The 13,016-nt window shown below is 60.8% G+C and carries 14 protein-coding genes and 1 pseudogene; 8 read left to right on the top strand and 7 right to left on the bottom strand.

Going from position 1 to position 13,016, the window contains the following annotated elements:
- Window positions 1-139 precede the first annotated feature (139 nt).
- Window positions 140-463, bottom strand: a pseudogene (locus tag BW43_RS29245) (DUF6124 family protein).
- Window positions 460-1,005 carry a hypothetical protein gene (locus tag BW43_RS18330; protein ID WP_032885903.1) on the bottom strand — a complete coding sequence of 182 codons (546 nt, stop codon included), beginning with the start codon at window positions 1,003-1,005 and terminating at the stop codon, window positions 460-462. Before BW43_RS18330 ends, BW43_RS29245 begins: the two are co-directional and overlap by 4 nt.
- A gap of 154 nt (window positions 1,006-1,159) precedes the next feature.
- Between BW43_RS18330 and msrA the strand changes: the two genes are divergently transcribed.
- Complete coding sequence (msrA, locus tag BW43_RS18335; protein WP_032885902.1) at window positions 1,160-1,684, top strand: peptide-methionine (S)-S-oxide reductase MsrA; 525 nt, start codon at window positions 1,160-1,162, stop codon at window positions 1,682-1,684.
- 185 nt (window positions 1,685-1,869) lie between these two features.
- Here msrA and BW43_RS18340 read toward each other — a convergent pair whose 3' ends face one another.
- From BW43_RS18340 to BW43_RS18360, 5 genes are all read right to left on the bottom strand, one after another.
- A complete protein-coding gene (locus BW43_RS18340; protein WP_032885901.1) occupies window positions 1,870-2,376 on the bottom strand; it encodes a hypothetical protein in 507 nt (168 codons plus the stop codon).
- Between the two features lie 128 nt (window positions 2,377-2,504).
- Window positions 2,505-3,758, bottom strand: coding sequence for an NAD(P)/FAD-dependent oxidoreductase (locus tag BW43_RS18345; protein WP_032885900.1), 1,254 nt, complete (start codon window positions 3,756-3,758; stop codon window positions 2,505-2,507).
- Window positions 3,759-3,837: 79 nt separating this feature from the next.
- Window positions 3,838-4,278: a type II 3-dehydroquinate dehydratase gene (locus BW43_RS18350; protein ID WP_032885898.1), complete on the bottom strand. Its 441-nt coding sequence runs from the start codon at window positions 4,276-4,278 to the stop codon at window positions 3,838-3,840.
- Between the two features lie 13 nt (window positions 4,279-4,291).
- A complete protein-coding gene (locus BW43_RS18355) occupies window positions 4,292-5,272 on the bottom strand; it encodes an NAD(P)H-quinone oxidoreductase (protein ID WP_081797656.1) in 981 nt (326 codons plus the stop codon).
- Complete coding sequence (locus BW43_RS18360; protein WP_032885897.1) at window positions 5,269-5,697, bottom strand: RidA family protein; 429 nt, start codon at window positions 5,695-5,697, stop codon at window positions 5,269-5,271. The genes BW43_RS18355 and BW43_RS18360 overlap by 4 nt, the downstream gene beginning before the upstream one ends.
- A 183-nt stretch (window positions 5,698-5,880) precedes the next feature.
- Here BW43_RS18360 and BW43_RS18365 point away from each other — a divergent pair, with 183 nt between their 5' ends.
- The 7 genes from BW43_RS18365 (at window position 5,881) to argE (ending at window position 13,012) form a co-directional block, all read left to right on the top strand.
- Entirely contained in the window at window positions 5,881-6,855 is a 975-nt protein-coding gene (locus tag BW43_RS18365) for a LysR family transcriptional regulator (RefSeq protein ID WP_032885896.1), read from the top strand.
- A gap of 332 nt (window positions 6,856-7,187) precedes the next feature.
- A complete protein-coding gene (locus tag BW43_RS18370) occupies window positions 7,188-8,636 on the top strand; it encodes an amino acid ABC transporter permease/ATP-binding protein (protein ID WP_256226211.1) in 1,449 nt (482 codons plus the stop codon).
- A 27-nt stretch (window positions 8,637-8,663) separates the two neighbouring features.
- Window positions 8,664-9,536, top strand: coding sequence for a phytanoyl-CoA dioxygenase family protein (locus tag BW43_RS18375; RefSeq protein WP_032885895.1), 873 nt, complete (start codon window positions 8,664-8,666; stop codon window positions 9,534-9,536).
- Between the two features lie 27 nt (window positions 9,537-9,563).
- Window positions 9,564-10,394 (top strand): ABC transporter substrate-binding protein, encoded by an 831-nt coding sequence (locus BW43_RS18380; protein ID WP_032885966.1) that lies wholly within the window; start codon window positions 9,564-9,566, stop codon window positions 10,392-10,394.
- 50 nt (window positions 10,395-10,444) lie between these two features.
- Entirely contained in the window at window positions 10,445-11,176 is a 732-nt protein-coding gene (locus tag BW43_RS18385) for a class II aldolase and adducin N-terminal domain-containing protein (RefSeq protein ID WP_032885894.1), read from the top strand.
- A 10-nt stretch (window positions 11,177-11,186) separates the two neighbouring features.
- On the top strand, window positions 11,187-11,864 hold the full coding sequence (locus BW43_RS18390; protein WP_032885893.1) for a DUF1028 domain-containing protein: 678 nt from the start codon (window positions 11,187-11,189) through the stop codon (window positions 11,862-11,864).
- The gene (argE, locus tag BW43_RS18395) at window positions 11,861-13,012 is read left to right on the top strand and encodes an acetylornithine deacetylase (RefSeq protein ID WP_032885892.1); all 1,152 of its coding nucleotides are present in this window, start codon (window positions 11,861-11,863) and stop codon (window positions 13,010-13,012) included. Before BW43_RS18390 ends, argE begins: the two co-directional genes overlap by 4 nt.
- Window positions 13,013-13,016 lie beyond the last annotated feature (4 nt).

The raw sequence follows: 13,016 nt of genomic DNA, 5'->3' as shown, positions 1-13,016 counted from the left end.
TGCTTCTCTACGGAAGCTGCCGATCACGAACTCGCGTTGAGACGGGTTAGGGGAGGGGTCTATTTATTCCTAAAGAAAATCGTCGAGTCTTCGTAAAGTGAGTCACAAAGACTCAGCGATCAATCGAGTTGGTAGAAGGTTAGCTGCCCGCTCCGGCCCCCTCCCGTTCCATCAACTTACCCACCAACAAAACCCCCAATTCACTCAACGGGTGAATCGCCAACGCCACATCTCGTTGCTTCCCGGTCAGCTCATCCGATAGGTCCAGCAACAACGCAGTAACCGAAGAAAAAGTCTCATAGCTATTAGCAATCAACACTTCACTGCGAACATCGTCAGCAACGCTGAACAGCGTCGTCGTGTGCGGGGGAGGCGTCTACAGCGGTTCTGCGCCCGCGTTGAGGTAGTGATCAATCGCACGATGCGCCGCCTGATTCAGTTTCAGGTCGGGACCGTTCCTCAGCCTTGCACCCGTGGTGGTGTGGAGTCGGATACTGGCGTTTCTGGTTCGTCAGCGAGTTGCATGGCCGACAGCGCTTTCAGCTTGTGATGGGGGCCGGTGAAGCGTGTGTCGCCATCCAGTATCGTGAGCGTGATCCGTTCTGAAACGCACCGATGGAATGGGGTGAACATGCGTTTTTTTGGGTAGTAAACGCCGTCCGACGTCTCGGAATATTTTAAGGCGAGCATCGCTTTTTGCAGTACAGCGGGGCTGATACGACTGGCAACGCGCCACTCGGCAAGTGCGGCGTCGCGGTACATGCTGTAAGTCCGCCCTATGCATGCGCCCAGGGTGCCGCCGTAAAGGACGTTGCTCTTGAATGTGTCGGTTATGCCCATTATGTGTGCAGCAAACAGCAGAATGGCCGTCGCTACAAAACAGAGGAGGATGCTTTCCAGCAGTGCCAATACCTTGTAAGGATCAGCGGCCAGTTGGTCTTTGAGCTTAAGTCGGGTGATGGCAGTGTCGGCGTGTTTTGGCGCGTGGGTGTTAAGCGGTTTCAAGCGTTACCCCTCCTGGGTTGAGTTTTCCTGATCGAGAACAACTCGCATTTTACGTAAAGTGAAGCGGGCATCCCCGTTTTTGCTCGATTCAACTTGGTATTTCCCAACATCCCCCCATAACTACCTCTGTCTCCATTAACCGCAAGGACAAACCATGACCAACCCAACCGAAACCGCCATCCTCGCCGGCGGCTGCTTCTGGGGCATGCAAGACCTGTTGCGCCGCTACCCCGGCGTGCTGCACACGCGAGTCGGCTACACCGGTGGCGATGTGCCGAATGCCACCTATCGCAACCATGGCAACCATGCTGAGGCGATTGAAATCGTGTTTGACCCGGCGGTGATTTCCTACCGGCAGATTCTTGAGTTCTTTTTCCAGATCCATGACCCCAGCACGCCGAATCGGCAGGGTAATGATCTTGGGCCGAGCTATCGTTCGGCGATTTACTACCTGAGCGAACAGCAAAGGGATGTTGCCGAAGATACCGCGGCTGATGTGGATGCCTCCAAGCTGTGGCCAGGGCGTGTGGTCACGGAAATTGAACCCGCCAGGGAGTTTTGGGAGGCGGAGCCGGAGCATCAGGATTATCTGGAGCGGATACCGAACGGGTATACCTGCCACTTCATCCGGCCGAATTGGAAGTTGCCCAAGCGGGCGTCATCGGGGTCAGCTCCCTGAGCGCCTGCGCCCAGCCAAGGACGAAGATGTCCAAGCCTCAAATGGCGCAAAAAACGCAAACAGGTCATGCAGGATGGCCGGCGTGGTCATCACTGCCTACGTCCTTGTCGTCAGAAAAGTCGCCATTTCAGTGCTTTGGCCAAGTGCCATCGCTCGTTAGGTAGGAATGGCCAAGTCCGGTTGATTCAAATCCCTTCCTGCTCCATCAGCCTGGCCGACAGCGCTTTCAGCTTGAAATAGGGGCCTGCGAAGCGCGTGCCCCCATCCAGTGTGGTGAGCGTGATCCGCTCTGAATCGCACCGATGGAATGGGGTGAACATGCGTTTTTTCGGGTAGTAAACGCCTTCCTGCGTCTCGGAATACTTCAAGGCGAGCATCGCGTTTTGCAGTGCAGTGGGGCTGATATGCCGGGCAATGCTCCACTCGGAAAGTGCCGCGTCGTGGTAAATCCAGTACGTCGCGCCTATACATGCGCCCAGTGTGCCGCTATAGAGGACGTTGCTCTTGAATGTGTCGGTTATGCCGACGCTTTGTGCAACGAACAGCATAAGGGCCGTCGTTACCAAACAGAGGAGGGTGCTTTCCAGCAATGCCAATCCCTTGAAAGGGTCTACGGCCAGTTGGTCTTTGAGCTTAAGTCGTGTGATGGCCGTGTCGGCGTGTTTTGGCGCGTGGGTGTCAAGCGGTTTCAAGCGTTACCCATCCTGGGTTGAGTTTTCCTGATCGAGAACGGCTCGCATTTTACGCAAAGTGAAGCGGCTGTGTAGGACGTTTTCCTTGGGCCCCATCTCTATCGTTTGCCGCCTCACCGGCTCCCCCTTTACTCCGGCTTCTTGTAGGCCTTGTACTCGTTCTGCAGCACGATATGGTCCGCCACGTATTTCGCGTCGTGCCACACCCCATAGATAAACGACGACGCACGGTTCACCAGATTCGGCAGGCCCAAAAAGTAAACGCCGCTTTGCGCCGAGATTCCGCGTTTGTGGAACGGCTCGCCTTTCTCATCAAACGCATCCACCTTCAACCAGCTGAAATCGAACTTGAAGCCGGTTGCCCAGAGAATGGTGGTTACACCGGCTTCAGCCAGGTTGAGGCTGAGGATCGGATCAAGCAGGCATTCCGGGTCGGGCAGCAGTTCCCAGGCTTGCGGTTCCAGCGGGAATGGCAGGCCGTTGGCTTCGATATACGCATCCGCATCACGCAGTACATCAAAATACGCACGATCCCCTTCGGCCACGTTTTCGGCCAGGCCCGGTTGGAAGGTCATGACGCCGTCCTCCCAATTCTGGGTAACGCCTACCAGGTGAATGCCTTGGTGCGCCAGTCGGCGGAAGTCGACGGTCTTGCCGCCTTCATAGCCACTCACTGCAAACGCCACGTGCTTTTTCTTCGGCTGGATTTTGACTTCGTCCCACAAACCCAATGCGCCCAGCCACCAGCAGTAGTCGCGGCTGCGGTAGGCGCGGGGTGGGCGATAGTGTTCGCCGACGGAGAGGTACACGGTTTTGCCGGCCTTTTGCAGTTCTTCGGCGATTTGTGAGCCTGAGGCGCCGGCGCCCACTACGAGTACGGCGCCTTCGGGGAGTTGGCCGGGGTTTTTGTAGGTGGACGAGTGCAGTTGGTGAATCGGTGCGGTGGTAGGGACGATGTTGGGGATTGAGGGGCGTTGGAACGGGCCGGTGGCGGCGACGACGTTGGTGGCTTCGATCACGCCGGCCGAGGTCGTGACTTTGAAGCCGGGGCGGCCGAGGTGGCGCTCTACTTGTTGCACTTCTACGCCAGTGCGCACCGGAGCCTGGAGTTTGTCGACGTAGGCTTCGAAGTAGTCGGCCATGCGTTCTTTGGGCGGGAAGGCTTCGGGGGAGAGGCCTTCGAAGGTCAGGCCGGGGAAGCGGTCGTGCCAGGCGGGGCCGTTGGCGACCAGGGAGTCCCAGCGTTCGGAGCGCCAGCGTTCGGCGATGCGGTGGCGTTCGAGCACGATGTGGGGCACGCCCATCAGGGACAGGTGTTCGCTCATGGCGACGCCGGCCTGGCCTGCGCCGACTACTAGGGTGTTGATGGTTTCGACGGTCATTGGCGTTTCCTGGAAAGTAAGAGGTTTATTAGCAACACCGAGGGTCCACATTGGGTCTGCTGTGTTTTCGAGTTCGCATTTAAGGCTTGAGCAACTCGGCCACCGCCGTCAGCGCCAATTCATATCCCAACGCCCCCAGCCCGGCGATCACACCGGTGGCGGCCCTGGACACGTAGGAGTGATGCCGAAAGCGCTCGCGCTTCCAGATATTGCTCATGTGCGCTTCGATGATCGGGCCGCCGAAGGCCAGCAGCGCGTCAAGGATCGGCACTGAGCTGTAGCTGAGGCCGGCGGCATTGATCACCAGGGCGTCGCTGTTCAGGCGCGCCTCTTGAATCCAGTCCACCAGCACGCCTTCGTGGTTGCTTTGGCGAAAGTCCAGGGTCAGGCCCAACTCGCCGGCGTGGCGTTGGCAGCGGGCTTCGATGCTGGCGAAGCTTTCGTTGCCGTAGGTGCCGTGCTTGTCCAGCCCGTAGAGGTTGGCATTAGGGCCATTGAGGAAGTACACGCGGTGGGGCATGACGGGCTCCAGGTTATTCGGCGACGGTCAGCACGACTTTGCCGACGTTGGCGTTGGCTTCCAGCAGGCGATGGGCATCGGCCGCTTGAGACAGGGGCAACTGCGCGTGGATCTGTGGGCGCACCACACCGGCCGCCAGCCAGGGCAACACGCGCGAGCGGATACACGCCGCCAGGCGGGCTTTTTCAGCGTGGCTTTTGGGGCGCAGGGTGGAGGAGGTGAGGCTGAGGTTTTTGCGCATCAGCACCTGCAAGTCCAACTCGATGTTCGCGCCTTGCAGGAATGACAGGCTCACATGCCGCCCGCCCATGGCCATGGCCGCCAGATTGCGCGCGACATAGGGGCCGCCGACGTTATCCAGCACCACGTCGACGCCGCGTCCTTGGGTGCAGTCGTGCACCACCGCGACGAAGTCTTCCAAATGGCGGTCAATCGCACGCCATACACCCAGCGCTTGCAGCATCGCGACCTTTTGCGGGCCGCCTGCGGTGGCGATCACCCGCGCCCCCGCAGCCTGCGCACACTGCACGGCAAAGCTGCCGACGCCACTGGCGGCGCCGTGGATCAGCACGCTGTCGCCGCTGCGCAGGCGCCCGAGCTCAAACAGGGTGTGCCACACCGTGAACGCCGCTTCCGGAACCGCAGTGGCAGCGTGCAGCGATAATCCCGCCGGCACCGGCAGGCAGTGCGCCGCCTGGGCCACGCAGTACTCGGCGTAGCCGCCGCCGTTGAGCAAGGCCATCACGCGATCGCCCACCGCACATTCATCCACGCGGCTGCCCACCGCGACCACAATGCCCGCCGCTTCCAGGCCCAGCACATCGGTAACGCCGGGTGGGATTGCTGAGCCGCTGCGTTGCATCAGGTCGGGGCGATTGACCCCGGCCGCCACGACGCGAATCAGCACCTCACCGGGTTGCAAAGCCGGCACAGGGCGTTCCACCACCTGCAGCACTTCAGGGCCACCGGGCTCACGGGCAATCACCGCTTTCATACGGATACGGTCCAGTCGTCCGGCACCACGGCGATCACATCGATCTCCATCAGCCACTCCGGCTGGCCAAGGCCGGAAATCACCAGGCCGGTGGAAATCGGGAACACACCTTTGAGCCATTTACCGACCTCCTGGTACACCGGCTCGCGGTAGCGCGGGTCGATCAAATAAGTGGTGGTCTTGACGATGTGCGACAGGTCCGAGCCCGCCTCTTCGAGCAGTTGCTTGACGTTCTTCATCGCCTGTTCGGCCTGGGCGCGCGGGTCGCCGAGGCCGATCAGGTTGCCGTCGAAATCGGTACCGATCTGGCCGCGCACATAGATGGTGTTGCCGGCGCGCACGGCCTGGCACAGGTCGTTGTCCAGCGCCTGGTTGGGATAAGTCTGTTTGGTGTTGAACATGCGGATGCGGGTGTGGGTAGGCATATCGAAGGGCTCGTGGTAAGCGGGATGAAACCAGCTTCACATCGCCCCCTCTCGGGCGAAACCAGCATTTGCGCGGGGTAGTGCTTAGGAAAAACCGAAGCCCCTGTAACTCATCGGCTCGCCCATGACCCGGCACGAACCCTGCAACGCTCGCCGTACAGTCATTGTTGAGGGGCAGGCGTCATGCTCAGTCGTATTACTCAGCGTCAACTGGAGTATTTCGTCGCGTCGGGAGAGGCGGGCAGCATCAGTGCTGCGGCCGAACGCATTCATGTGTCATCGCCGTCGATCTCGGCGGCGATCACCCATATGGAAGCTGAGTTGGGCATCCAGTTGTTTATCCGCCACCACGCCCAGGGCATTTCCCTCACGGCGGTGGGGCGTCTGGTGATGCTGGAGGCCAAGCAGATCCTGGAGCAGATGAGCAACCTCTACACCATCGCTTCGGAGTCACTGAACACCGTGCGCGGGCCATTGCGGGTCGGATGCCTGGAGTCGCTGGCGCCGATGATCACGCCGGAATTGGTATTCGGTTTCGGCCGTGCGTTCCCCGGTGTGCGCTTGACCCAGGCCGAAGGCAATCATGAGGAACTGCTGGAAAAACTGCGCAGTGGCGAACTGGATATCGCCCTGACCTACGACCTGGTGACCAGTCCGGATATCGACTTCCAACCCCTCGCGCACCTGCCGCCGTATGTGATGGTGGGCGAGTATCACCCGCTGGCGAGCTTGCCCGCGGTCAGCATGCAAGACCTCGAGGCCTACCCGGTGGTGCTGCTGGATACGCCCTGGAGCCGCGACTATTTCCTCAGCCTGTTCATCCAGGCGGGCACCACGCCGAACATCATCATGCGTTCCACCAACCTCGAAACGGTGCGTGCCATGGTCGGCAATGGCATTGGCTATTCGTTTGCGAACGCGCGGCCCAAATCGAATATGTCCCAGGACGGCAAACGCGTGATCCGCCTGCGCCTGGCCGGTACACATCGGCCGATGAAGCTGGGTTACGCCACGGCGAGCAACACCCAGTTGTCCCGTGTGGTGTCGGCGTTTGCCGAACGCTGCCGCATGTTTGTCTCCGACCAGTACATCCCCGGCATGGCGCCGCCGAGCTTTTTTGACCCGCATGCGGTGCGGGTGTTGAGTGATGTGAGCTGAGATTGCACCAATAGATGGCGTGGGCGGTGAGGCGAATTCAGACGTGCACCATTTCGGCCAGTGCATGCTCTCTCCAGAACACAGCAGGGCAAATGTGGGAGCGGGCTTACCCTCTCCCACAGTGGATTTTTGCTTCGCTCAGGACTGCATAGGTTCTGCCTACCCAGTGCCCCGGCTTTTACGAATTGACCCCAAGACCCCGCCGCCACGACTCTCATCCCATCGAGGCAGACCCACTTCATTTTTTGCAAGGCGCAGCGACGATGACATTCGACTGGAATTACATGTTTGGTTTGCTGGCTGATGCCGAGTTCTGGCGTGCGACGTGAACGGTGATCAAGCTCAGTACCCTGACTTGGGTGTTGAGCATCGGCCTAGGCTTTCTGCTGGCGCTGGCCAAGCAGTCCAAGCATGGCCTGCTAAGCGTGCCGGCGCGGGGGTATATCTGGTTGTTCCGCAGCCTGCCGCTGTTGGTGCTGCTGATCTTTATCTACAACTTGCCCCAGGCATTGCCGGGCACCTCGGCGGTGCTGGCCGACCCGTTCTGGTCCGGCTTGTTGGCGCTGGTGATCTGCGAAACGGCTTATGTGGCCGAGATCCATCGCGGTGGCTTGCTCTCGATTCCCAAGGGCCAAGGCGAAGCGGCGCGGGCGTTGGGGCTGAGGTTTTTCGGTACCCAATGGCGCGTGGTGATCCCCCAGGCGCTGCGTGTGGCGTTGCCGTCGCTGGCCAACGAATACATTTCCATCGTCAAGCTCACCTCGTTGGTGTCGGTGATCTCTCTGACCGAGATCCTGATGGTCGGCCAGCGCCTGTACTCGCAGAACTTCCTGGTGATCGAAACCATGGCGGCGGTGGCGTTCTTCTATGTGTTTATCGTCACGGTGTTCGACTTTTTGCTCAAACGCCTGGAGCGCTTTCTCGACGTCAACCAGCGCAATGTCTCCCGCGTGCCGGATGCACACGTGCTGGCCTTGGCTACCCAACAGCGCACCGCCCTGCAACGCCCGGAAAGTAACGGCGCAGCGGCGCTGCAAGCCTCGCGGTTGCACAAGGCCTACAACGACATCGAGGTGCTGGGTTCGGTCAACCTGCTGATTCAGCCGGGTGAAGTGGTGTCGGTAATCGGCCCGTCGGGCTCCGGCAAGACCACGCTGATCCGCCTGCTCAACGGCCTCGAGCAACTGGACAATGGTGAGGTTCATATCAATGGCCTGCCGTTCATCCACCTGAACAAGGTGGGCGCGCAAAAGCCCCAGTACATCGAGCACGCCGAGCATCGCCTGAACATCGGCATGGTGTTCCAGAGCTTCAACCTGTTCCCGCATTTGAGCGTGCTCGACAACCTGCTGATGGCGCCGAAGTACCACCGCCTGGGTCGCACCGACGCGCTCAAGCAACAGGCATACGCGCTGCTGCACAAGGTCGGCATGCTCGACCATGCCTGGAAGTACCCGCACCAGTTGTCCGGCGGCCAGCAGCAACGCGTGGCCATCGCCCGCGCCTTGATGATGCGCCCGCAAATCATGCTGTTCGACGAGCCCACCTCGGCCCTTGACCCGGAGAAAGTCAATGAAGTGCTGCAGGTGATCGAAGCCCTGGCCGGGGAGGGCATCACCATGGTGATCGTCACGCACGAGATGAATTTCGCGTTCAAGGTCTCTGATCGGATCGTGTTTATGGAGAAGGGGCGTGTGGTCTGCGATGACACGCCCGAGGTGTTGCGCCGCGGCCAGAACCCACGCGTGGAGGCGTTCCTCAAGGACGTCTCGCTGGCGTGATCTCTTTAACGTTCAGGAAAAAACAACATGATTGAGCAAGCACACATCGAACAATTCCAGCGCGACGGCTTCCTGGTGGTAGAAGGCGTGTTGTCGCTGGACGAAGTGGCCGCGCTGCAGCATGACTTCGACCAGTGGGTAGAAGAGAGCCGCAGCCATGACCAAGGCTGGGGCGCCACCGTGGATGGCCGCGCGCGCTTTGACCTGGAGGGTGACCACCGCGCCGATCACCCGTCGTTGCGCCGGGTGAGTTCGCCCACCGAGATTTCCCCGGCGTATCAGCGTGTGGCGTTGCACTCGCGCATGGCGGCGATTTCCGCGCAATTGGTCGGCGCCAGCGGCGCGCGTTTTCACCATAGCAAGATCAACTCGAAACTGCCCCACACCGCCACACAGGTGAAGTGGCACCAGGACTTCCTGTTCACGCCCCACAGCAACGACGACATCGTCACCGCGTTGCTGATGGTCAGTGAAGTGACCCCGCAGAACGGCCCGCTGAATGTGATCCCCGGTAGCCACAAAGGCCCGCTGTGGTCGCACTGGCAGGATCAGCGTTTCACCGGTTCGGTGGACGATGCCGTGGTCGCGCAACACTGCCAGCATCCGGTCGCCTGCTACGGCCCGGCCGGTTCCGTGTGCTTTATGCACACACGTCTTTTGCATGCTTCCAGCCCTAATGAGACCGAACTGCCGCGCACCCTGTTCATCAGCGTCTATGCCGCTGAAGACGCGCTGCCATTCGGCGAAAACCCGTTGCCCAGTACACACGCCGGCCTGCTGGTGGCCGGTGAAGAAAGTGGCTTGGTGCGTTCTACCAACAACCATATGCGCCTGCCACAGAAACCCCGTGGTGCGTCGTTCTTCGTGCAACAGGCCGGACAAGATTCTGCCACTGCCTAACCTCCTAAAACCTTGCGGGTAATGACCATGACAGCGTTTCGTAACAGTGTTCGCCCCCTTGCCGTGTGCCTGCTGGGCGCTGCGGTTGCAATGACCTCGTTGGCGGCTTCGGCGTTCCAGCAGGAAGGCAAGATCATCGCCGGTTCCGACGTGACCTTCTTCCCCTATGAGTACATGGATAACAACAAGCCTGCGGGCTTTGATATCGAGTTCATGGACGGCCTGGGCAAGGTCATGGGCCGCAAGGTCGAGACCCTCGACACGCGCTTCCCCAACTTGATCACCGGCCTGCAAGCCGGGCGTTTCGATGTGACCAACTCGTCGATGTACATCACCGCCGAGCGGGTCAAGATCATCGACATGATCCCTTACCTCAAGAGCGGCGAATCGATCCTGGCCCTCAAGGACAGCGCCTTCCAGCCCAAGACTCCGGAAGAGTTCTGCGGCCACAAGATCGGCTCCATGGGCGCTACCTCGTGGCTGGCGCAGATGAACAAGCTGTCGGCCGAGTACTGCGTGGCCAAGGGCTTGAAGCCGATCCTGATCAGCGAATACAGCACTGACCCACAAACCACCCAGGCCCTGTTGGCCCACGCGGTGGAAGCGCAAATTACCGACGCCGCCGTGGCCCGCGGTGTGATCGACAAGCTCGGTAGCCGCGTGGTGATTTCCTCCGACACCCTGATCTATCCGGTGCTGAACGGCTTCGGTGTGAAGAAGGGCAATGACACGGTGAAGCAAGCCTTGCTCGACGGTCTGGAGAAATACCGCGCCACGCCTGAATACGCGGCCTTGCTGAAGAAGTACAACTTCGAGGCGCCGACTGAGGCCGACCTCGCGGCGCTGATGCCGAAGTAACCCTACCGCGCGGCCGCAGCCTTGCGGTCGCGCTCTGAGGAGTCCGATCCATGGCGTTATCCCTCGAAGAACAGACACGCATCGACCTGGCGGCGACCTTTCGCATCATCGCCCACCTAGGCATGCATGAAGCGGTGGCCAACCACTTCAGCGCCGCGGTGTCGGCCGATGGCAAACAGTTTTTGCTCAACCCGAAGTGGAAGCACTTCTCGCGTATTCGCGCCAGCGACCTGGTGTTGTTGAACGCGGACGATCCCGCCTGTGCCGACAACCCAAATGTGGATTCGACGGCCTGGTCGATCCATGGGCAGATCCATCGGCTGCTGCCGCACACCCGCGCCGTGCTGCATTTGCACCCGGTGTACACCACCGCGGTGGCGTGCCTGGCCACGCCGCATATCCCGCCGATCGACCAGAACACCGCACGCTATTTCAACCGCGTGGCGGTGGATGAACTCTACGGCGGCATGGCCGATACGGAGGCCGAAGGCGCGCGCCTGGCCGGCCTGCTTGATGGCAAAACCCGGCTGTTGATGGGTAACCACGGCGTGATGGTGACCGCTGCGTCCATCGGTGAAGCCTTTGACGATATCTGGACCCTGGAGCGCTCTTGCCAGATCCTCGTGACGGCCTGGTCCACCGGGCAGCCGCTGCGGGTGTTGTCCGATGAAGTGGCGGAGAAAACTGCGCGGAGCTGGGAAGGCATCGCGGATTTCTCACGCCGGCATTTTGAAGAAATGAAGCAAATGATGATCGACGCCGACCCCTCGGTACTCGATTGAGGAACGCCCCATGACCTTTTCCGTTGTCGCCCGCTGCGCCGAGACCGGCCAGTTGGGCATTGCGATCAGCTCGTCGAGCATTGCCGTGGGGGCGCGTTGCCCCTGGCTGCGTGCGGGTGTGGGCGCGGTAGCGTCGCAGAACATCACCTTGCCGAGCCTGGGGCCGCAAGTGCTGGATTTATTGGAGCAGGGCATGGCGCCGAGTGAGGCGCTGGCGGCAGTGTTCGCAGGGCAGGAGCACAGTGATTATCGCCAGGTGACGGTGATTGACCGCCAAGGTCGTACCGCGCACTTCAGCGGTGCGCAGACCTTGGGGATTCACGCGGCGGTCAGTGGTGAACAGTGTGTGGCGGCGGGGAATATGCTGGCCAATCCAGGCGTGATTGGCGCCATGGTGCGGGCTTTCGAACAGGCCTCGGGGCACCTTGCCGACCGACTGCTGGCGGCGATGCACACGGCGGTGGCTGAAGGCGGCGAGGCGGGGCCAGTGCATTCGGCGGCGCTGCTGGTGGTCGACGACGTGCTCTGGCCCATCGTCAACCTGCGCGTCGATTGGGCGGATAAAGACCCTATCGGCACGCTCGACAAACTCTGGCAGGCCTATCGCCCGCAATTGCAGGACTACATCGACCGCGCCCTCAACCCGCACATTGCTCCCGGCTATGCGGTACCAGGGGATGACCGATGACCAGCAGTCGCGACCTGCTGGCGCAACTGGTGCGCTTCGACACCACCAGTCGCGAATCCAACCTGGCCTTGATCGACTGTGTTCGCACCTATTTGCAGGACCACGGTGTGACCTGCGAGCTGGTCTACAACGAACACAAGAGCAAGGCCAACCTGCTGGCGACCATCGGCCCGGCTGATGTGCCCGGCATCGTGTTATCCGGGCATACCGATGTGGTGCCGGTGGACGGCCAGCGCTGGAGCGTGGCGCCGTTCGAGCTGACGGAGAAAGGCGGCAAGTTGTACGGGCGTGGTACCGCCGATATGAAGGGCTATATCGCCTGCGTGTTGGCGTTGGTGCCGGCGTTGGTACAGGCGCCGCTGCGTATGCCGGTGCATATCGCGCTGTCCTATGACGAAGAGGTGGGTTGCCTCGGCGTGCGTTCGTTGCTTGAGCGTTTTCATGGGCAGGCGGTCAAGCCGTTGCTGTGTGTGATCGGCGAACCCACCGAACTCAAGCCGGTGCTCGGCCACAAGGGCAAGTTGGCGATGCGTTGTGACGTGCATGGCGCGGCCTGCCATTCGGCGTATGCGCCGTCCGGGGTGAATGCCATCGAATATGCCGCGCGGTTGATCGGTGAGCTGGTGCGGCTCGGCGAGTCACTCAAGGCACCGCGGCATCTGGATGAACGTTTTGATCCGCCGTTTTCCACGGTTCAGACCGGACTGGTCAACGGCGGCAAGGCGTTGAATATCGTCCCGCAGAATTGCACGTTTGATTTTGAAGTGCGCGCGCTGCCGGCCCAGGATCCCTGGCAGGTGGCGCAGCAGTTACGCGCCTATGCCGAACAGACTCTGCTGCCCGCGATGCAGGCGGTGAACGGGCAGTGCGCGATCAGTATCAGCGAGCTGTCCAGCTACCCGGGGCTGGCGACTTCTCTGGACAGCCAGGCCGCCGGATGGATCGCGCAGTTTTGTGGCTCGCGAGACTTCGGCACGGTTGCGTTTGGCACCGAGGGCGGGTTGTTTGATCAAGCTGGCATTCCCACCGTGGTGTGCGGGCCGGGGAGCATGGAGCAGGGGCATAAGCCGGATGAATTTATCAGCGTGGAACAACTGGAGGCCTGTGACCGAATGCTGGAGCGGGTGCTTGCGTTCGTGCGCCCGTAGGCGG

This window comes from Pseudomonas sp. RIT357 (assembly GCF_000632245.1).
GTDB classification, from domain to species: domain Bacteria; phylum Pseudomonadota; class Gammaproteobacteria; order Pseudomonadales; family Pseudomonadaceae; genus Aquipseudomonas; species Aquipseudomonas sivasensis.
This window is presented reverse-complemented; position numbering and strand designations above follow the sequence as displayed.